This window comes from Streptomyces sp. NBC_00536 (genome assembly GCF_036346295.1).
Lineage (GTDB): Bacteria > Actinomycetota > Actinomycetes > Streptomycetales > Streptomycetaceae > Streptomyces.
The window spans coordinates 7,004,104-7,023,013 of sequence record NZ_CP107819.1; the positions used below are offsets into that span (position 1 = coordinate 7,004,104).

Annotated in this window: 16 protein-coding genes and 1 pseudogene; 8 read left to right on the plus strand and 9 right to left on the minus strand. The window is 70.3% G+C overall.

The features are described 5' to 3' along the window. Positions 1–198 precede the first annotated feature (198 nt). The 3 genes from OHS33_RS29945 to OHS33_RS29955 form a co-directional block, all read right to left on the minus strand. Positions 199–2,532: a cytochrome P450 gene (locus OHS33_RS29945; RefSeq protein ID WP_330333524.1), complete on the minus strand. Its 2,334-nt coding sequence runs from the start codon at positions 2,530–2,532 to the stop codon at positions 199–201. Positions 2,533–3,220: 688 nt separating this feature from the next. Then, positions 3,221–4,189, minus strand: coding sequence for an AraC family transcriptional regulator (locus tag OHS33_RS29950; RefSeq protein ID WP_330333525.1), 969 nt, complete (start codon positions 4,187–4,189; stop codon positions 3,221–3,223). Positions 4,190–4,496: 307 nt separating this feature from the next. Then, entirely contained in the window at positions 4,497–4,688 is a 192-nt protein-coding gene (locus OHS33_RS29955) for a hypothetical protein (RefSeq protein WP_330333526.1), read from the minus strand. Positions 4,689–4,850: 162 nt separating this feature from the next. Here OHS33_RS29955 and OHS33_RS29960 point away from each other — a divergent pair. From OHS33_RS29960 to OHS33_RS29970, 3 genes and pseudogenes are all read left to right on the plus strand, one after another. Further along, positions 4,851–5,513, plus strand: a pseudogene (locus OHS33_RS29960) (acyl-CoA dehydrogenase); the annotation flags it as partial. 262 nt (positions 5,514–5,775) lie between these two features. Continuing rightward, positions 5,776–6,069, plus strand: a complete 294-nt coding sequence (locus tag OHS33_RS29965) for a hypothetical protein (RefSeq protein ID WP_330333527.1) — start codon at positions 5,776–5,778, stop codon at positions 6,067–6,069. 98 nt (positions 6,070–6,167) lie between these two features. Then, positions 6,168–6,776 carry a TetR/AcrR family transcriptional regulator gene (locus OHS33_RS29970; RefSeq protein ID WP_330333528.1) on the plus strand — a complete coding sequence of 203 codons (609 nt, stop codon included), beginning with the start codon at positions 6,168–6,170 and terminating at the stop codon, positions 6,774–6,776. 53 nt (positions 6,777–6,829) lie between these two features. On the opposite strand, the gene OHS33_RS29975 is transcribed toward OHS33_RS29970, so the two are convergent. From OHS33_RS29975 to OHS33_RS29995, 5 genes are all read right to left on the minus strand, one after another. Then, entirely contained in the window at positions 6,830–7,345 is a 516-nt protein-coding gene (locus tag OHS33_RS29975) for a VOC family protein (protein WP_330333529.1), read from the minus strand. A 2-nt stretch (positions 7,346–7,347) separates the two neighbouring features. Beyond that, positions 7,348–8,619, minus strand: a complete 1,272-nt coding sequence (locus tag OHS33_RS29980; RefSeq protein ID WP_330333530.1) for an amidohydrolase family protein — start codon at positions 8,617–8,619, stop codon at positions 7,348–7,350. 26 nt (positions 8,620–8,645) lie between these two features. Then, positions 8,646–10,166 carry an FAD-dependent monooxygenase gene (locus OHS33_RS29985; RefSeq protein WP_330333531.1) on the minus strand — a complete coding sequence of 507 codons (1,521 nt, stop codon included), beginning with the start codon at positions 10,164–10,166 and terminating at the stop codon, positions 8,646–8,648. Positions 10,167–10,342: 176 nt separating this feature from the next. Next, positions 10,343–10,699 carry a nuclear transport factor 2 family protein gene (locus OHS33_RS29990; RefSeq protein WP_330333532.1) on the minus strand — a complete coding sequence of 119 codons (357 nt, stop codon included), beginning with the start codon at positions 10,697–10,699 and terminating at the stop codon, positions 10,343–10,345. Positions 10,700–10,756: 57 nt separating this feature from the next. Then, complete coding sequence (locus OHS33_RS29995; RefSeq protein WP_330333533.1) at positions 10,757–11,497, minus strand: SDR family oxidoreductase; 741 nt, start codon at positions 11,495–11,497, stop codon at positions 10,757–10,759. Between the two features lie 143 nt (positions 11,498–11,640). On the opposite strand from OHS33_RS29995, the gene OHS33_RS30000 reads away from it, so the two are divergent. Next, entirely contained in the window at positions 11,641–12,483 is an 843-nt protein-coding gene (locus OHS33_RS30000; protein ID WP_330333534.1) for a helix-turn-helix domain-containing protein, read from the plus strand. Here the strand turns inward: OHS33_RS30000 and OHS33_RS30005 are convergent. After that, positions 12,460–13,524: an aldo/keto reductase gene (locus OHS33_RS30005; RefSeq protein ID WP_330333535.1), complete on the minus strand. Its 1,065-nt coding sequence runs from the start codon at positions 13,522–13,524 to the stop codon at positions 12,460–12,462. The two genes, OHS33_RS30000 and OHS33_RS30005, sit on opposite strands and share 24 nt — an antisense overlap. 257 nt (positions 13,525–13,781) lie before the next feature. Here OHS33_RS30005 and OHS33_RS30010 point away from each other — a divergent pair, with 257 nt between their 5' ends. The 4 genes from OHS33_RS30010 to OHS33_RS30025 all read left to right on the plus strand — a co-directional run bounded on the left by OHS33_RS30010 (position 13,782) and on the right by OHS33_RS30025 (position 18,894). Continuing rightward, positions 13,782–14,189, plus strand: a complete 408-nt coding sequence (locus OHS33_RS30010; protein ID WP_330333536.1) for an EthD family reductase — start codon at positions 13,782–13,784, stop codon at positions 14,187–14,189. A gap of 509 nt (positions 14,190–14,698) precedes the next feature. Beyond that, positions 14,699–15,298, plus strand: a complete 600-nt coding sequence (locus OHS33_RS30015; RefSeq protein ID WP_330333537.1) for a hypothetical protein — start codon at positions 14,699–14,701, stop codon at positions 15,296–15,298. Continuing rightward, on the plus strand, positions 15,295–18,054 hold the full coding sequence (locus tag OHS33_RS30020; protein ID WP_330333538.1) for a TIR domain-containing protein: 2,760 nt from the start codon (positions 15,295–15,297) through the stop codon (positions 18,052–18,054). The genes OHS33_RS30015 and OHS33_RS30020 overlap by 4 nt, the downstream gene beginning before the upstream one ends. Before the next feature lie 57 nt (positions 18,055–18,111). After that, the gene (locus OHS33_RS30025; RefSeq protein WP_330333539.1) at positions 18,112–18,894 is read left to right on the plus strand and encodes a hypothetical protein; all 783 of its coding nucleotides are present in this window, start codon (positions 18,112–18,114) and stop codon (positions 18,892–18,894) included. Positions 18,895–18,910 lie beyond the last annotated feature (16 nt).

The following is an 18,910-nucleotide window of genomic DNA, read 5'->3' on the forward strand; positions in this document are numbered from 1 at the left end:
GGAAGTAGCCGTTGGGGGTCCAGTCGCTGGGGTTCTTGCGCTTGTGGCGGTTGGAGGGGCGGCCCCGAACCGTCCTGCCGCCTGCGTGGCCCCGGTGTCGAGCCGGGGCCGCTCGGCGTACGGCTCAAGGCCGACGCGGTGCGCGCCGGTTCCTGGATGCGACCGGGCGATCGGGGCGCATCGGCCGAAGAGATCCGGTCACTGCGGGCCGGTGCTGTAGCGCCCTGATCGCGGGGCCCAGTCGTAGGGGCCGCGCATGACCGTGTGCAGGGCGTCGCGGAGGTAGCGGTCCAGGGCAGTGCGGTCGTGGGAGCCGAGCTGCTCCGTGCCATCGAGGGTGCGCAGTTCGCCTTCGAGATCGCGGAAGCGGGTGATGCGTGCGTGGAGCATGCCGAGCACGCTGGCGCAGGCGTCGTCCTGATCGGCCCCGTTCGCGCGCCGGAGGATCAGCAGGAGGTTGTGCGGGTCCGAACCCGCGTCTTCCTTGGCCAGCGAGTAGAGGTCGTTGTGGAGGGAGTCGATCTCGGCGGCCAGGGTGCGCAGAGCGGTCACGGTGTCCGAGGCGAAGAGGTCGGCGGGGAGTTCGTAGTGGCCGATCCGTTCGGCGAGGTCGAGCGTCGGCTGTACGCCGATGGTGTCGCGGCGCAGCCGCAGGTACTCGTCGACGGTCAGCGGGGTTCCGGATTGCCGGTTGGCGGCTTCCTGGACGTGCCCGTAGAGGTACGACCGCCAGTGGGCGGCGGCCCGCTCGCGCCAGGACGGTGACATGCCCTCGCGGCTGCGCAGCCACAGGTCGTGGAAGGCGCGGGCGAGCGGTGGCGCGTCGGGGGCGGGGTGCTGCTTCAGGGCGGCGGCGACCGCGTCGACCACCGTGCGGGCCTGTTCGGGGTCTTCGCCGGCCGGGCCGTCGAAGGCGTCGTCGAAGCAGAAGAACCAGCTCATCTGGTCGACGCCCAGGACCAGGTCCGGGCCGGTCGCGGCCGGGTGGAAGCGGGCCGCGAGTTCGGCGTAGTGGCCGCGGGCGTGGCGCTCGGCGGACTCGTCGGTGGGGAGCAGGCCGAAGGACTGCGGCCACTGCAGGTGTTCGGCGGCCGCGCGTGCGGCGTCGGGGCTGATCCGTGCGGGGAGCGGGAGGTGCAGGCCGGCGTCGCTCCGCGTGCCGCCGCTGCGGGTCTGCGCGGCGCGGGGCTGCGGGGACATCTGGAGCAGGCTCGGGACCAGTACGGCGCCGGGCACCTCGCGGGGCGGCTCCTCGGACAGCGGGACCAGCCGCCAGCGAGCGGCGACGGTGGCGACGACCGTGGCCATCTCCGTGAGGGCGAAGTGGTCGCCGATGCACTTGCGCGGACCGGCTCCGAACGGCAGGAAGGCCCAGCCGCGCGGGTCGGCGGTCAGCCACCGGTCCGGGTCGAAGTCCATGGGGTTCGGGTAGAGGCCGGGGTCGCGGTGGATGGTGAGCGGGCTGAACAGCAGCTCGGTCCCCGCGGGGATCTCCACTCCGCCGAGGACGACGCCGGGTCGGGCGGGCTGACGCATCAGGATCCAGGCGGGACTGCGCAGCCGGAGCGTCTCCCGGACCAGGTTCTGGGTGAAGACGAGCTTCGGCAGGTCCTCGAAGGTGACGGGCCTCGATCCGAGGACCTCGTCGAGTTCGGCGTGGAGCCTGCGCTCGATGTCGGGGCGGGAGCCGACTTCGTGGAAGAGCCAGGTGAGGCTGGTGGAGGCAGTCTCGATCCCGGCGGCCATGACGGTCATGACCTCGTCGTGGAGCTGGTCCGGGCTCATCGGCTCGCCCGTGTCGGCGTCGCGGGCGGCCATCAGCATGCCGAGGAGGTCCGCGCGGGGTTCTCCGTCGTCGAGGCGCTCACGAATCAGCCGGTCGACCACCTTGCGCAACTGGGTGCCCGATTCCCGGAAGCGGCGGTTTCCGGGGGTGGGGAGGCGGTCGAGCCAGTCGACGGGCGAGACGACGCGGCGCATCAGCGCGTGGACGTAGGTGGGCAGCCAGCGCCGGATGAGGCGGACCTCCTCGTTGCCCAGGGCGCTGCCGAAGAGGGCCTTGGCCACGGCCTCGCTGCCGATCGCGTACATCTCGGAGGCGACGTCGATCGTGCTGTCGGGTGTCCAGGCTTCGGAGTACGTGGTGGCGCTCAGGCGCATGACGCCGGTGTAGGAGTTGAGCTTCTCGCGGTGGAAGGCGGGGATCATCAGGCGGCGCTGGCGGCGGTGGAAGTCGCCCTCGGAGTTGGGCAGTCCGTTGCCGAGGAAGGGGCGGGACTTCTGGAAGTAGCGGCCCTTCTCGTAAGAGGCCGCGTCGGTCACGAGCATCTCCCGCAGGAGCGTGGGCGAGTTCACGGCGTACACGGACAGGGTGCCGAGCCGGATCTCCACCAGGTCGCCCAGGGGGCGGATCGACTGCAGTACGCCGATCGGGTCGCGCAGCAGCGCAAGCGAGTGCCCCACCAGGGGCAGGCACCCGGGAGCGGTGGCGACCGTGCGGGGCGGCAGGTATGCGGGGGCGTCCGTAGTCACGTTCTCGTCCTTGGGGTTGCGCGTTCCCGCAGCGGTTCGGAGGCGCCGGCGAGGCGGTTGCGGGGCGAGCGGGCACTCCGGCGGCCCGTTGGCAGGCTTCCGACGCCCTCGGAGAGCCAGGCTAGGTTTGCCCGCTATCGGGACGGAATGCGCAACCGTCCGGGCTTCCTGCGCGAGAGTCCGGCACGGCCCGTTCTGGACTCTCGCGCAGGTATCGCGTACGGGCGAACTAGTTGGGCCGCAGGACCGCTGCCTCCTCGTGGCTACCATGAGCTTTTGATCGGTCGCGCGCTGTAACGGAGGCGTCATGCGCGGTCCAATGTCCGGTAGCGGGGGCAAGCAGGGGGTATCTCCCCTGGGGCTCGCCGATGTCACTTCGAGGCCCACGGTCTTCACATGCATGGGCCGCAGCTACAGTGCGGCCCGATCCGACGACGAGGTCGTCATCCAGGACGTCACGGACATCACTCATCCGCTTCCCTTGGGTCAGGCGGAACCGTGCGCGGACACCCTCTGGAGCGTTCGCACGCCCCGGGGTATGCCGGCCGGCCGTACGGACGGGACGCTCCAGGCGGTCGCCGCGCTGCGCGGGGTCTCCTGGCCGCCCCGCGACCCCTGCCACCAAACCGGGTAGGGGTCACAGGGGCGGGCGGCCAGTGCTGCGGGCAGCGCAGGCGCAGCGGTCGGCTCAGCTCGCCCGAGCGGCTTCCCGGTATCGGCGTGGGGCCACTCCGGTGGTGCGTTTGAAGGCGTTGCTGAAGGCGCTCTCGGAGCCGTAGCCCAGGGTGGCGGCGATGGCTGCCACGGGGGTGTCCTCCCGGCGCAGGGCGTGCTGGGCCAGGCGCATCCGCCAGGTGCACAGGTAGGTGAGGGGCGGGACGCCCGCGACCTCCTTGAAGCGCTGGGCGAAGCTGGTGCGGGACATGGCCGCGGCGCGGGCGAGTTCGGTGAGGGTCCAGGCGCGGGCCGGGTCTCCGTGCATGAGGCGCAGGGCGGGGGCGACGCGTTCGTCGGCGAGGGCGCGCAGCCAGCCCACCGGGTAGGCATCGGCGTTCGCGTTGGTCAGGAAGACGCGCAGGACCTGTACGAAGAGCAGCTGCGCGAGGTGCTCCGCCGCGAAGGCGGCCCCGGGGGCATCCGACCGCATTTCGTGGAGCGTCTGGTCCATGAGCCAGCAGGCCGCGGGCGCCTCGGCCGTGGTGGCGCTGACGTGCATCAGCGGCGGAAGGGCGCTCAGCAGCAGGTCCTTGCCGGTGGTGTTGAGGTCGATGTGGCCGCCGATCGTGACCGCGTCCCTCCCTTCGTCTCCGGCGTGGAAGAAGGTCTCGGTGGTCGCCCGGAGCACGGGCAGCGCGTCGATCGGCGGCACGGCCGGGTCACTCGCCAGGGTGTACCGGCGGTCTCCGGCGAAGACGGCGATGTCGCCGGCCTCCAGGCGGACGGGGTGCTCGACGCCCTCTATCACCAGCCAGACGACACCGTGCATCACGGCCTGGATCTTGAGTCGACCCGGCGCCGGAAAGGCCAGCGCCCAGTCCCCGGCGGCGATGAGTCCGCGGGACAAGGCGCAGCGCGCGCCGGTGAGTTCGAGGGTCTCGGTGATGGGATCTCCCCAGGTGGCAGGCGTGGGGAGGGATGCGGAGAGCGGTGCGGGCATGGGCGAAGACTCTCGCGCAAGTCGCGCGGACGGGCAAGCATTCACATGGTGCTGATCACCCGTCACGATGAGTCGCATGGCGCTTCCCCGGGCGGACCGTTTCCGGGATCGGCGCCGTCGGCGGCCGTACGGCCGGTCCTCAGTGCCAGGAGGTCGTGCTCATGGGCGGATCCCGGGGTCACGCCGCGTTCCACCCGGACGGGGTAAGGCCGTCGCCGCCGAGCGGCGGCCCCTCACCGCACGGCGGCGGCCCTCCTCGGGAGGTGTCCGGGCAGGGCCGGGCGAAGCCGTCATCGTGAGAGCGGGGTCAGTGACAGGCCCGGGAGCAGATGAGCGGCACGAGGGTGTCGTGGGACGCGGAGTGGGAGGTCCGGGCGGTCGCCACGGTGTGCGTGGCGGCCGGTGCCGCCGACGGCGCGGCGAAGCTGCCGGGTGCCGCCGCCAGCCCGCCGGTCACGAACAGTGCGGTCATCGTGGCCGCGATCAGTTGCTTGCGCATCGTCCTGCTCCTGCCTGTGAATCCCCGAGGTGTTGCTCGATGTCCTGCCTCACCACGGTAGGCAGGAGGGACAGCAGGCGTGAATCCTCCAACGTCCGCAAAGGGTGCGCGAGAGTCCAGGCTGGGGGACTCCCGGCCGCGCAACGAAACAGGTGGTCCCACATGCTCCAGCCGGTGATTTTCAACCCGCTGTCCTACGATCCCGCCGAGTTCGACCCGGAGACCCGACGGCTGCTGAGGGCCGTGACCGACTGGTTCGAAGGGCGAGGTAAGAAGCGGCTGGTCGAGAGCTACGCGTCGTGGTTCGCCGAGTTCCTCGCCTTCGCCGGAGAGCGGGGCATCTTCGCGCACTGCCTGATCCCCTCGGCCGCCGACGGAGGCAGCGGGCGCTGGGACACCGCCCGCAACACCGCCTTCAACGAGGTCCTCGCCTTCTACGGCATCAACGGCTGGTACACCTGGCACGTCACCATGCTGGGCCTGGCCCCCGTCTGGCAGAGCGGCAACGCGACCGCCCGCCGCCGCCGTACGGTCGAACTCCTCAGGCAGGGCCACTCGGCCGCCTTCGCACTGTCGGAGAAGAGCCACGGAGCCGACATCTAACCGACGGACCTCGTCCTCACCCCCACGGCCGACGGCGGGTTCCGCGCGAGCGGCTCGAAGTACTACATCGGCAACGTGAACGTGGCCGGCATCGTCACCGCCTTCGGGCGCCGCACCGACGTCGAAGGCCCGGACAGTTACGTGTTCTTCCTGGCCGACAGCCGGCACCCGAACCACACGGCCGTCCGCAACGTCGCCAACGACCACCTCTACGTCGCCGAGATCAGCTGCTCATCAGGGACTTCGCCGGTCCGCTCGCCGAGCTCCACGGCAAGCCCGCCACCACGGACCAACAGCGCGAACAAGCGCTCGCCTGCCTGCGTACCCCCGCCTACGACGCCGAACTGACCCACAACCTGTGGCAGGACGTCCAGGCGATCGCCGGGACGTATGCGATGCGCCCCTGATCCACATCCGCAACCGCCCGCGGGGCGGAGCAATCCCCTGCCCCCCGCGATCCGTACCCACAGGAGGCAGTAAACCGATGAAGTCCTTCAAGCCGGTCGCCTCGGCCGCCGTGATGGCCGCCACCCTCGGTGTCACCGTGCTGTTCGGAGCTTCCGCTCCGGCCGGTGCGGCACCCCTGGCCACCTGCCGCGAGGTGGTGGCCCGGACCAAGGAGGACCTGAACAACGCCGGTGCCCCGACGAACGCCAACGACTGGCAGGCCGTGCGCGCCGCCGCCCGGCGCTTCCTCAACAACCACCCCTGGGGCAGCCCGGGCACCCAGGCCATCCAGCGGGACGTCAACGAACTGGGCGAACTGTGTGCCCCGTAGATCCGCAGAAGCGGGGCCGCCCAGGTGGCCGATCCAACGCGGGCTTGCTCCCTCGCACGTCTAGAACGGAAACCATCGTTCTCGTTTAGTGTGGGGGGATGCCTCGCCTGACGGACGAGCGCCGGGAAGAGCGGCGCCGTCACATCCTCACCAGTGCCTGGACCTGCTTCTCCGCCAACGGTTTCCACGCCACGTCCATGGACGACGTGATCGCCGCGACCGGCATGTCCTCCAGCGCCGTCTACCGGTACTTCCGCAGCAAGGACGACCTCATCGACGCTGCCGCGGACGAGGCCATGACCCTCGTGCGGGGCCTGTTCGACGGTCTGCTGGCCCGGCGTCCCACCGCGTCACCGGCGCAGGTGGTCGCGGCGATGGTGGGTGAGGTGCGGGACCGGGACGCCCGGTCGGAGTACGACCTCACGCGGATCGCCATCCAGTCGTGGGGGGAGGCCCTGCGCAGGCCGGGCCTGGAAGAACGCACCCGGGCCTTCTACCTCGGCGTGCACGGTCAGCTGGAGGAGCTGGCCCGGCGGTGGTGCGAGGAGGGCCAGGTCGCGGCGAATGCCGATTCCCGGGGGATCGCGACGGTGCTGATGACCCTCATGCCGGGGCTCCTCGTCGGCCGACACCTGGTGGCACCCGTGTCCGCCGAGCACCTCATCGCGGGCCTGTCCTCCCTCGGCACGGCCTCCTGGAACAGCTGACGTGCCGGTGGGGCTCCCCCGAACGGGGAGCCCCACCGGCACGTGGGCCCGACTCAGGGGCAGGGGCCCGGCCGTTCCGTGGCCGCACCGTCGGTGGGTCCGGTGCTCAGCCAGGGGGAGTCGTACTCGATGCGCGACCGGTCGAGCCCGTGGGGCTCGGTCGTGTAGAGCAGCAGGCGCAGTCCGTCCGGATCGGGTACGACCAGTACCCAGCCCACCATCGCGACGACCGGTGGTGAGTGGCGGACCCCCAGGCCGTCCAGGTGCGCGATCCATTCGTCCACGGCGGCGCGGTCCTCGACGGCCAGGGTGAGGAGTTCGTTCCCGTCCAGGGCCCGGGCTGTCGCCGGGTCCAGGCGCAGCTCCAGTCGGCAGGGCAGGTGGGGGACGTCGAGGACGACGGAGAACAGGGTGCCGTCGGGGCGGCGGTGGTCCAGTTCCCTTACCCGGCCGGCGCCCAGCACAGCGCCGTACCAGCGGGCGCTGCGCTCCAGGTCGCTGACGCACAGCTTGAGGTGGTGGAGGCCCTGGTGTGCCGGGGCCTTCGATGTGGTCGTCAGGGTGCTCATGGTCAGACCAGCCCGTCTGTGAGGAGCGCGGCCTTGCGGTTGACGGGGACGCCGCGCCGCCACAGGGCGGCGATGTCCCGTACCGCGGTGATGTCGGCCAGGGGGTTGCCCTCGACCAGCAGGAGGTCGGCGCGGAGCCCGGCGGCGACGCGCCCGCGGTCGTGGAGGCCGAAGGCGTCGGCGGGGGCGGCGGTTGCGGCCGTCAGGGCCTGGGCCGGGGTGAGCCCGGCCGCGACGAGGAGGGCCAGCTCGCCGTGATAGCTGATGCCGTGCGTGGTGGGGTGGCCCGCGCCGCCCGTGCCGTCGGTCCCGGCCAGCAGCGGGACTCCGGCCCGGAACATCCGCAGCGCGACGTCGGCCGCGTACCGGGCGTCGACCGAGACCGGCCCCACCCGCACCTCGCCATCGCCCAGGCCTTCGGTCCGCATGCGCTCGATCTCCTTGAGCCACTGCGGGTCGGCGTAGGGCCGCAGGCGCGGGTCGTCGATGAGGGCGTACTCGGCCGGGCTGTCGGTCATGCCGGTCAGCGAGGCCAGGGTGGGGATCACGAACACACCCCGGGCCGCGGCGTCTTCCACGAGGGCGTCGTCGGAGGGCCCGTCGGCGGGGGCGTGGGCGAGCCCGTCGACGCCGCAGTCGATCGCGAGGCGGGCCGAGCGGCGGGTGAGGGTGTGGGCGGCGGTGCGCAGTCCGCGCTCGTGTGCGGCCCGGACCAGCGCGCGGATCGTCTCGGGGGACATGAGGGGCATCGGTGTCCCGATCGCGGTGCCGTCCTCGATGAAGATCTTGAGATGGTCCGCCCCGTCGGCGATCCGTGCCGCGACGAAGGCGTCGGCGTCCTCGGGACCGGTGACCGTGGGGAAGGGGGCCATCAGGCCGAGCTCGACCAACTGGCTCGGGTGGCCGCCGGGTGCGGTGGCTCCGGTGGTCGCGATGCGCAGGTCGGCCAGGTCGTCGCGCTCGCGTGCGGCCTCCCGCACCGCGCGGGCGACCGAGGGCGTACCGCCCATGTCGAGCTCGGTGGTGATCCCGAAGAGCAGTGCCCGCCGCAGCTGTTCGGTGTCGGTCGTGTGGGTGTGGGCGTCGATCAGTCCGGGCAGCAGGGTGCGGCCGGTGCCGTCGACCACGGTGGCCCCGGCCGGTGTACCGAGGGCGGGGCCGACGGCGACGATCACGGGACCGTCGATGAGGACGTCCTGGGGTGCGTGGAGCTTGGTGCCGTCGAAGACGGCGACGTTGCGGATGAGAGTGGGGGCGGAAGCAGAAGTCGACATGTCCTTGTCTCCTTTGAACAGCCGGATCATCGGGTGGACGGAACGGGCAGGGGCAGGTGCTGAGCCAGCCGGCTGAGAACCTGGGCCGGTTCGGCCGGTACTCCGTGCGCGGCGAGGTAGCCGTCGGCGCGCACCAGCAGGGGAGTTCGTAGTCCCGGTACGTGGCACACGGACAGGACGGTGTCCCACGCGGACAGGACGGTGTCCCACGGCCGCCCGTCCTTCGGTTCGCTCCGGCCGGGCAGGGCCAGCGTCCAGCGAAGGTCCGCCTGCGGGACGGTCAGGGGCGAGATCCGGTCTCCCACGCGCGGGGAGTCGGGTTCCTCGCGGTCGGGTTCCCGCGCGTAACTGATGTCGAGCTGGGCGAGTTTGGCGGCGACCCAGTCGACGATCCCCGATGTGGCCGCGGCTGCGGCGAGGAGGTCGTTGCGGCGCTGCCCGGCGGCCGGGTCCCGAAGGGTGGCGATCTTGGCGAACTGGCTGGTGAAGGCGACCAGTTCGGCTGCGACCGGGTGCCGCTCGCCGTGATAGCTGTCCAGCAGCTCGGCGGGGGCCGCGCCGGTGAGGACGGCGTGCAGCTTCCAGGCCAGGTTCCCGGCGTCCTGGATGCCGGTGTTCATGCCCTGGCCGCCGGCCGGGCTGTGGGTGTGCGCGGCGTCCCCGGCGAGGAAGACCGGACCGGCCCGGAACCGCTCGGCGACCCGCTCCTGGACGCGGTACGTGGAGGCGTTCATCACCGCAGTCACCCGGATCTGGGCTTCCGTCGGCCCGCGTTCGGAGATCAGCCGCTCGATGTCCACGGCGCGGGGTGCGGCCGACCCCGGCGCGGCGGGAGTCACGATGCGGTGCTGCCCGTCGGCGAGCGGAGAGAGGAGCAGCATCCCGGCGGAGGAGAGGAAGAAGGTGGTGTCGTCCTCCCCGAGGCCGCTCGCACCGGTGTCCAGGCGGACGTCGGCCAGGGCGAACAACTGCTCCGGCGCCTCTCCGGGAAACCCGATCGCGGCAGCTGTCCGCACGGCGCTGTGCAGACCGTCGCAGCCGACCAGGTAGCGGGCGGAGACCGATCGCAACGAGCCTTCCGGATCGGCGATCACGGCGGTGATCCCGGGAAAGTCGGGCGTGAAACCGAGGAACCTGTGACCGCGGTGTACGCGGCCGCCCAGCTTCCCCAGGCGTCGGAGCAGGTGCTCCTCCGTCGTCTGCTGGGAGGCGAGCAGGACGTAAGGGTAGGGCGTGTCCAGACCGCCGTAGGAGGCGTGCAGCAGAGTGTGCACCCGGTCGTGGACGCGGAACCCGCGCCCGCGCTCGCCGGCCGCGACGAGGTGTTCGGCGACGCCGATCCGGTCCAGGTATTCGAGGGCGCGGGGCTGGAGCGCTGCCGCTCTGCTGCCGGTCTGCACGCCGGTGTCGCGGTCGATGAGAACGTGGTCCACGCCCAGCTGCCGCAGGCTCGCGGCCAGGGTCAGCCCTACGGGACCGGCGCCGACGATCAGAACGTCCGTGTGCGGTGGGAGGGGGGTGGGAGTGGTGATGGGCGACGCAGGCATGACGCCTCCTCGTCGTGCGGGATTCCCCGCGAAATCCGCAGGAGACCCGCCGCATCAAAGAGAAACGAGCGTTTTCGTTTCACTGTGAAGCTAGCACTGGGGGAGGTGTAACGCAAACGAACGTTTCCGTTTGGTGTGGCGTGGCGTGGCAGTCGGCACCTGGGGCGCGATGGGCGTCAGACCTCGTTGTTCCACATGCGGAAGACCGTGCACTTCCCGTGGCTGTCGAAGGTGACGGTCCACAGGTTGGCGAAGGTCCCCAGCTCCGTGTAGCGCCCGGTGCCCTCGATGGCCGCGGTGTCCCCGTTGATCGTGAGGAGGGACCACTCGAATTCCCAGCCCCCTTCCTGCCACCCGGCCCGGCCGCGCCACCCCTCGACGATCGCCTCGCGGCCGATCCAGTCCGTCTCGTACGGCCACTCGTGATACTCGGCTTCCGGGGTGAAGAGGGCTGCGATGTCCTTGCGGCTGTTGGAGGTCCAGGCCCGCACGTACCCCTCGACCCACGCTTCGACTTGCTGTTTCGTCACCATGGCGTGTCTCCGTACGACGTGTCTCTGTGGTCCGTCGGCTCAGTCGGCTCAGTCGGCTCAGCCCTGGGCGGTGGGTCGTACGATGATCTCGCTGACGTCGACCTCGACGGGCTGGCTGATCGCGTAGTCGATCGCCGCGCCGATGGCGTCAGCGGGCATCGCGATCTTCAGCATGTCCCTGGTGGCCTCGCGCACCGCCGTGTCGGTGATGCCCTCGGCCAGCTCGCTCCTGGTCAGCCCGGGGCTGATCACGGTCACCCGCAGGTCGCGGCTCTCCTGCCGCAGCCCCTCGGACAGGGCCCGGACCGTGAACTTGGTCGCGCTGTAGACGGCGGCGGTCGGGTCGACGCGGTGCCCCGAGACGGAGGCGATGTTCACGATGTGGCCGGAGCCCTGTGCGCGCATGACGGGGAGCACGGCGGCGATGCCGTGCAGCACGCCGCGCACGTTCACGTCGATCATGCGGTTCCACTCGTCGACCTTGAGCGCATCCAGCGGGGAGAGCGGCATCACGCCCGCGTTGTTGACCAGGACGTCGATGCGGCCGTACCGGTCCTGCGCGGCGCCGACGAAGGCCCGCATGCTGTCCAGGCTGGTCACGTCCAGTTCCTGGTGGTCGGCCTCCCCACCGCTGCCGCGGATGTCCTCGGCGAGGGCGGCGATACGGTCCGTGCGACGGGCGCCGAGCATCACCCGGTGCCCCGACGCTGCCAGCCGCCGGGCCGTCGCCTCACCGATCCCACTGCTCGCACCGGTGACCAGTACGACCTTGCCTACCGGAATGGACGGGACGGTCATGAGAACCCCTTCGATCAAGCCGGCGATGGCCGACCGGGTGGTCGTCCACCCACCCTCCGATCCTGAAGGCGATCGCCCAGGGCAGGCAGGGCGAGACTTCCTGGGTGCGCCACTCCCAGGAAGGCGCCGCGTACGATCGAGTCATGAGCGGGTACGAACTCGGCGAATTCCTGCAAGCGCGGCGCTCCCGTCTGAAGCCCGCGGAAGTGGGTCTTCCGACCTACGGGCACCGCAGGGTCGTGGGGCTCCGGCGCGAGGAGGTCGCCGTGCTGGCCGGCGTCAGCGCCGACTACTACACGCGGCTCGAACAGGGGCGCGAACGCAACCCCTCCGGCCAGGTCATCGACGCCCTCTCGCGGGCACTGCGCCTGAACGCCGACGCCCACTGGCACGCCTACCGCCTCGCGGGCCTCCTGCCGGCGGCCGAGGCCGCCGACGAGTCGGACGAAGTGGACCCGGCTCTGCTCCAGCTCATGGAGGGCTTCCCCACCGCGGTCGCGTACGTCATCAACCGCCGCCTCGAAGTGCTCGCGGCCAATGCCCTGGCCGATGCCCTCCTCTCGCCACTCGCCGACCGCCGCCAAGTACTGCGTTCCCTCTTCCTGGACCCCGCGGCCCGAGAGCTCTACGCGGACTGGCACAGTGTCGCGAAATGCTCGGTCGAAGCCCTGCGCCTGGCTGCCGGACACCATCCGGACGATTCCCGGATGACCGCCACGATCAAGGAACTGCGTAGCAGCAGCGTCGAGTTCGAGCAGATGTGGCGCAGTCACGGCGTCAGTTCACTGGGCCTCAGGCCCAAGACCTTCAACCACCCGGCGGTGGGCCGGTTCACCCTCACGTACCAGTCCTTCGACGTCCAGAGCACGCCCGGTCAGCACCTCTTGATCGGCACTGCCGAGCCGGGCAGCACGGACGCCGACGCCCTCGCCCTCCTCGGCTCCTCGATGGCGGTGCTCGCGTCAGGACCGGCGGAACGCCACTGACGTGACACCGTTGACCGTGGCGTCACCTTGCAGGAAGCCGATCCCGACCCCCTCGGTGAATGGGTGCGGATAGTTGAGTTCCGGCCTGGTCAGTGCGCTCAACTCGGCGATTTGGGAAGGGTCCAGGGTCACGGCCGCCGATGCCAGGTTGCTCTCCAACTGGTCGAGGGTCCGGGCTCCGACCAGCACTGAGGTGACGGGGTCCTGCTGGCGCACCCACGCCAGGGCGACGGCCGCGACCGTCGTACCCAGGTCCTGGGCGATGCCTTCCAGCACGTCCAGGAGTACGAACGTCCCCTCGGTCAGCAGCGGGGCCGCGTAGCCCGCACGCCCGGAGCCCGTGGCGGTGGTGCGGGTGCGGGAGTACTTCCCCGACAGGACTCCGGAGGCGAGCGGGCTCCAGGGGGTGATGCCCAGCCCGAACGCGCGGGCGGCGCCGAACTGTTCGCCCTCCACGGTACGGGCCAGCAGCGAGTACTCCACCTGGAGTGCGGCCACGGATTCCCAGCCCCGGAGCCGGGCGGTCGTCGCGGCCTGGGCCACCCACCAGGCGGGCGTGTTCGACAGCCCGATGGCACGGACCTTGCCCGCGCGGACCAGGTCGTTCAGGGTCGACAGCGTCTCCTCCAGGGGAGTGTGCCGGTCCCACATGTGCATCCAGTACACGTCCACGTAGTCGGTGCGCAGCCGCCGCAGCGACGCGTCCAGTTGCGCGAGTACGGCCTTGCGCCCGGCCCCGCCCGCGTTCGGATTGGGAGGGTCCATGGTGCCGCCGAACTTGGTGCCCAGCACCACGCGGTCGCGTACCCCGGGCCGCCCCGCGAAGTACGCCCCGAGCGTCTCCTCCGACGCCCCGCCGTTGTACTGGTTGGCGGTGTCGATGAAGTTCCCGCCCACCTCCAGATAACGGTCGATGATCGCGAAGGATTCCTCCTGCGCCGAGCCCCAGCTCCCGTCGTCGAACGTCATCGCGCCCAGCGCCAGCGGACTCACCCTCAGCCCCGAACGGCCGAGCGTGACGTACGAACCCAACAACGCCATGACCGTGCCACCTCCTCGTCCTCTTCCACGGCCGGAACCGGCTGGTATCCCGCCACCAGGAGACTCGCCCCCGCACCGCATCCGTGGAAGGCCACGCCGGAGGGGGTACCGCACTCCTAGGAACAGGGCTTCCCGACGTACCACCGCGCCCTCGCTCACTCCGGAGGCACAGCCGGGAAGCCGGGGCGCATTTCGGACGCCCGCCACCTGACCCGATGGCATGACCGCAACCGCACCGGCACCCGAAGGGATCTTCCGTGATCACCCTGCTGACCGTCATCCGAAAGAACCCCGAGGTCTCCACCGAGGAATTCCGGCACTTCATGAAGCACGAGTACGGTCCGACGTACCAGACGCTCCCGCAGACCCGCGCCTACGTGCAGTACCACCTCACGGACCTCGCCGCGGACGGGGCGGAGGACCCGATCGACGCGATCGTCCAGATCAGCTTCGACTCCGAGGAAGCCATGGCTGCGGCGCTGGCGACCGACGCGTACAAGAAGGCCCACGCGCTGCGCGAACGCTACATGCGCGAGACGTCCGCGGGCATCCACTCCGCCCGCGTCGACGACATCGTCACCTTCGAGGCAGGCCGCCTTGAGGCCGTTCGTCGCAAGGCTCGCCATCTGCTCTTCCGTATCCCTGTCACCCCGGGCGCGGAGTGACGGGACCCTGACCAGCGGGGCGGGAAGCGATCTTGATCCACCTGGGAACCGACGCCCCGACGCTCTCGTAAAGCCGCAGCTCAGCGGATTCTGTCGGTTGGCCACCAGTAACCGCGAGGAACCCCACTCCGGTGGGGTTCTTTTGCGTTCCCGGGGCCGTGGGCCGGGAGGGCTGCGCGCCAGCTGGCCCGTGCAGCGGTCGCAGCCGGCAGTGTGCCCCAGGCCACTCCTGGAGAGCATGGAGGGGCCGAGCACGCCCCGCACCTCAAGGCATGCGGGATCATGACGCGGTGGTTCCGGATCCGGATGGTCGGGTTTCGTGGAAGCTCTCCCGTGGGCCACATGCGCCTGGGTAGCATTTGGCGCTACTTCCCGGTTGATCGTTCTTGTTCCGGCACAGGGGGAATTCCATGCCTCCCAGCACTTCCCGGCATTTACGCCGGCGGTTACCACGGTGCACGCGCGGCTCGGCAGCGAAGCGGGTCGCCGTGCTGGCCTCGGCTCTGGCGATGGTGTTCGTCAGCGGATGCACTGACGGCAAGGGCACACACAGCACGAGCGGACCGACCCGGTCGGCGGAGCCCTCGCCCGTCTCGTTCCCGTCCGCTCCACCGGACACCGCTCACTGCCCGGGTACGGTTCTCGATCATCGGGACATCAGCCATCCGACCCTCGGGGCGGTCCGCGTATTCCTGATCCGGCGGACCGATTCCGGCGCTTCCAGCGGGTGCGTCGCGTCCGTCACCAGCAGTGGCAGCGCACTGGCATCCATCGACGTGGACATCTATGAGAACGACCTGCATTTCGCTTCGCCCGCATCCGACGCCACCAAGAACACCTTCGTGATCTACAACCCCGGACGCTATGACGGGGTACTGGTGCTCGTACCCGGCAAAGACGGTTTCGAGGACATCGGCTGGACGGAACCAGAGCTCCACTACAGGGGCGGGAAGCACGCCTTCTACAACGCCCGGCTCGCCGGCCCCGGCGGAGACGGCCGGTACACGATCGTCCAGTCCCAGAACTCGTGCAATCCGAGCTGCGCCGCGGGTGCCATCTCGCACGTCACTCTGCACTGGAACGGCCACGAATACCTGCCGGCCGCATGAAGAGGGGACGCTTCCCCCTCCGCAGACGGATCAGGACCGAACTCGGGTACGGCGCCTTTCTCTCCTACAGCGGGGACCGTGACCGGCAATGGCTGCCGCACCTGCAGCGGGCGATCGAAAAGCAGTCCCGGCCCTGGTACAAGCCGCCACGGATCCGGGTGTTCCTCGATGACAGCGGCATATCGATCGGGCCCGAACTCTGGGGAAAGATCGAAGCCGGCCTGGCCCGCTCGGACTGGCTCGTGGTCATGGCCTCGCCGGAGTCGAAGGCATCCGTGTGGGTCGACCGGGAAATCGAATGGTGGCTGAGGAACAAGACGGTCGACACCATCCTGCTCGTCGTGACCGCAGGGCAGCTGGAATGGGACGAGCAGCGGGGCGACTGGGACCCGGAACGCTCGACGGCCCTGCCCGCCCGCCTGTTGGGACGGTTCACGCAGCAGCCGGTCTGGAAAACCATAGCCCTGCGCAGACCCGACAACGGCACCGGTCTCGTGCCGGACGTGGACAGCGTCGCGCTCGGCATCGCGTCCGTCGTACGCGGTCTTCCGGAGGACGACCTCAAGTCGGAGGGCATCCGCGACACCCGGCGCAATCTGCGGACGGCACGGATCACCGCGGCCGTACTGGGCCTGCTCCTCCTGGTGGCGAGCACCGTGTCCGCGCTCGCGCTGATCGCACGGGCCGAGGCCGCCCGCCAGCGTGACCACGCCATTGCGCAGCAGTTGATCGGTCAGAGCTCCTTCCTCGCGACCCGTGACCCCTTCGGTGCCCGGTTGAAAGCGCTGGCAGCCTGGCGGATCGACCCCACACCGGAATCGCGCCTTGCCATGCTCAACGCAGCAGTGAACCCGGAATCCGGATTGCTCGCTCATACCTGGCCCGTCAGATCGGTGGCCTTCAGCCCGGACGGCAAGACCGTCGCCTCCGGAAGCGACGACGGCGTCGTGCGGCTGTGGGACGCGGCGACGCAACGGAGGGTCGGGGACGCGCTCATCGGGCACCACGGAGGCGTCACGTCGCTGGCCTTCGGACCGGATGGCGAAACTCTGGTCAGCTCCAGTTTCGACGGCACCGTCCGGCTCTGGAACGTCGCCGGCCACAGCCAGCTCGGTGACGCATTCGAGCCCCGGGCCGGGACGATCTCTTCGGTCGCCCTCAGCCCGGACGGCAGGACTCTCGTCTTCGTGGGCGACAGCGGATCCGGGGCCGTACAGGTATGGGACGTGGCGACGCACCGCCGGATCGGCGAGCCGCTGGGAGATCGCGCCCACGGCACTACCGCGGTGGCGTTCAGCCCTGACGGCAGAACCTTTGCGACGGGCACCAGCAAGGGGTTACAGCTCTGGGACACCAGTTCCCATACGCCCACGGGCGAGGTGCTGACCAGCGGCGACAACTACATCTCGTCGGTCTCCTTCAGTGGTGACGGCCGCACCCTCGCCGCCGCCGACACCCACGGCACCGTCCAGCTCTGGGACACCACCACCCGGGCCCCGATCGGAAAGCCGTTCGCCGACGATTCCGGAGGCTTCGGCTCGGTGGCCTTCAGCCCGGACGGTGCGCTGCTCGCCGCCGCGTACGCCGACGGCAGCGTGCAACTCTGGGACATCGTGGGGCACATCCGGCTCGGAGCGCCGTTCATCGGCCACATCAGCAACGCCCGGGCCGTGGCCTTCAGCCCGGACGGGTCGACCCTGGCCACTGCGAGCGACGACACCACGGTCCGGCTGTGGGACGTCCGCACACAAAGGCAGATCGGCACATCGGTCGGTACCGGGGAACAGATGGCTACGGATTTCAGCCCTCGTGGGCATGTACTGGCCGTTGCGGGATCCGGCGCCAAGGTGCGCTTCTGGGACATCGTCACACGGCGCCAAATCGGTGACCCGCTGGACTCCGGTGTCCTGAACATGGGTTCGTCGATGTACCTCAACCCCGACGGCACCGTGCTGGCGACCACCTCATTCAACACGAATTATGCTGTGACGCTCTGGGACGTCACGACACAGCGCCGGATCGGCGAGCCGCTGCCCGCCCAGAACGACGATATCCGCGCCATGGCTTTCAGCCCCGACGGCAAGGTCCTCGCCACTTCCGTCAGGGATTCGGTGCGCCTGTGGGATCTGGCCACGCGTCGGCAGATCGGCAAGGCACTCGATGTCAGTGCGTACAGACTCACGTTCAGCCCCGACGGCCGCACTGTCGCCACCAACACCGCGGACGACACCGTGGCGCTCTGGGATGTTGCCACGCAGCGACGGATCGGCGAGACGCCCCCGAGCCACACCGCGCAGGTCGACGCGGTCACCTTCAGCCCCGACGGGACGATGCTGGCGACCGCGAGCCGCGACAGCACCGTCCGGCTGTGGAACGTGGCCACGCGTGAACAGATCGGGGAGCCGCTGACCGGCCATCGCGGCGGCGTGACGTCCGTCGCCTTCAGTCCGAACGGGCAGACGCTGGCAACCGGCAGCATGGATCGGACGGTCAGGCTCTGGGACGTCACCACCCGGCAGCAGATCGGCGTCCCGCTCGAAGGACACGGCGCCGACGTCACCGGGGTGGGCTTCGGCCCCGAGGGCAGGACGGTCGCTGCCTGGGGCAAGGACGAGACCGTACGGTGGTGGGACGTCGCGGCGACCGTGGACCCGGAACACGCGCTGTGCCAGTGGGCGAGGGGCGCGTTCGATGCCGGCCGGTGGCGCGAATACGTACCCGCGGGCCCCGCTTTCCGGCCGCTCTGTCCGCGTTGACGCCTCGGGGGCTATGTTCTTCCTACGTCGGAGCACTGCGGGGGAACGGACGGAACGATGAGCGACCAATTATCGCGCACCAGAACCCGGTTGGCGGGTGGCCGACGTGTCCTCGACAGCGTCCTGCTCCGGCTCGTCGCGGCCACGGCCGTCGGCGCGCTGACGGGACTCGTCCTCTTCAGCCTCACCCAGGTGACCAGCCGCAGCCTCTTCGTCATCACCGGCGCGGTCGCGGGCGCGCTGGCCGTCCTGGTCGTGCAGTGGTACCAGCGCACGGCACGCCTCACCGAGGTCAAGGTCTCCGTCCCGCAGCTGAGCGAACTCACCTTCGCCGTCAACAACGACTCCCGCCAGGTCGCCTGGCAGATGTTCATCGAAACGGCGACCCGCGTGTCCACGCAGCCCCTGGCCAGCGACGAGGGAGTCGTCCGGGAAGCGCTCACCTCCATGTACGGGCTCTTCGCCACGACGCGTGAGACCCTCAAAACCGCCCGCCCCTCCGCCCCCGTGCCCGGCGGGCAGACGGTCGAGTACCTCGCGATCACCATGCTGAACCGCGAGTTGAGGCCGTTCCTGTCCCAATGGCACCCCCGGCTGCGGGAGTTCGAGCAGGCTCATCCCGGCAGCCCGGAGTCCGACTGGGCTGACAATGCCGCCTGCCGGGCGGAGCTGCAGCGGGTGCAGCGTGACATCCACGCCTACGCTGTCGGCTTCGCCCGCCTGGCCGGTGTACGGGAAGCCGAGTCGATGATCGGCCGGGTTCCCGTACCGCGCACCCCCGACGACCGGTCCGAGAGGAGCGACGGCCGCTCGGCCGACAGCACCCGGCGCCCGCTCTGAACGCCCCGAAGGCCGG

Excerpts from the sequence above, each read along its gene's own strand:
- OHS33_RS29950 (WP_330333525.1), bottom strand. The coding sequence starts at position 4,189 with ATGCCCGCACCGCTCTCCGCATCCCTCCCCACGCCTGCCACCTGGGGA.
- OHS33_RS29955 (WP_330333526.1), bottom strand. The coding sequence starts at position 4,688 with ATGCGCAAGCAACTGATCGCGGCCACGATGACCGCACTGTTCGTGACC.
- OHS33_RS29965 (WP_330333527.1), top strand. The coding sequence starts at position 5,776 with ATGAAGTCCTTCAAGCCGGTCGCCTCGGCCGCCGTGATGGCCGCCACC.
- OHS33_RS29970 (WP_330333528.1), top strand. The coding sequence starts at position 6,168 with ATGCCTCGCCTGACGGACGAGCGCCGGGAAGAGCGGCGCCGTCACATC.
- OHS33_RS29975 (WP_330333529.1), bottom strand. The coding sequence starts at position 7,345 with ATGAGCACCCTGACGACCACATCGAAGGCCCCGGCACACCAGGGCCTC.
- OHS33_RS29980 (WP_330333530.1), bottom strand. The coding sequence starts at position 8,619 with ATGTCGACTTCTGCTTCCGCCCCCACTCTCATCCGCAACGTCGCCGTC.
- OHS33_RS29985 (WP_330333531.1), bottom strand. The coding sequence starts at position 10,166 with ATGCCTGCGTCGCCCATCACCACTCCCACCCCCCTCCCACCGCACACG.
- OHS33_RS29990 (WP_330333532.1), bottom strand. The coding sequence starts at position 10,699 with ATGGTGACGAAACAGCAAGTCGAAGCGTGGGTCGAGGGGTACGTGCGG.
- OHS33_RS29995 (WP_330333533.1), bottom strand. The coding sequence starts at position 11,497 with ATGACCGTCCCGTCCATTCCGGTAGGCAAGGTCGTACTGGTCACCGGT.
- OHS33_RS30000 (WP_330333534.1), top strand. The coding sequence starts at position 11,641 with ATGAGCGGGTACGAACTCGGCGAATTCCTGCAAGCGCGGCGCTCCCGT.
- OHS33_RS30005 (WP_330333535.1), bottom strand. The coding sequence starts at position 13,524 with ATGGCGTTGTTGGGTTCGTACGTCACGCTCGGCCGTTCGGGGCTGAGG.
- OHS33_RS30015 (WP_330333537.1), top strand. The coding sequence starts at position 14,699 with ATGGTGTTCGTCAGCGGATGCACTGACGGCAAGGGCACACACAGCACG.
- OHS33_RS30020 (WP_330333538.1), top strand. The coding sequence starts at position 15,295 with ATGAAGAGGGGACGCTTCCCCCTCCGCAGACGGATCAGGACCGAACTC.
- OHS33_RS30025 (WP_330333539.1), top strand. The coding sequence starts at position 18,112 with ATGAGCGACCAATTATCGCGCACCAGAACCCGGTTGGCGGGTGGCCGA.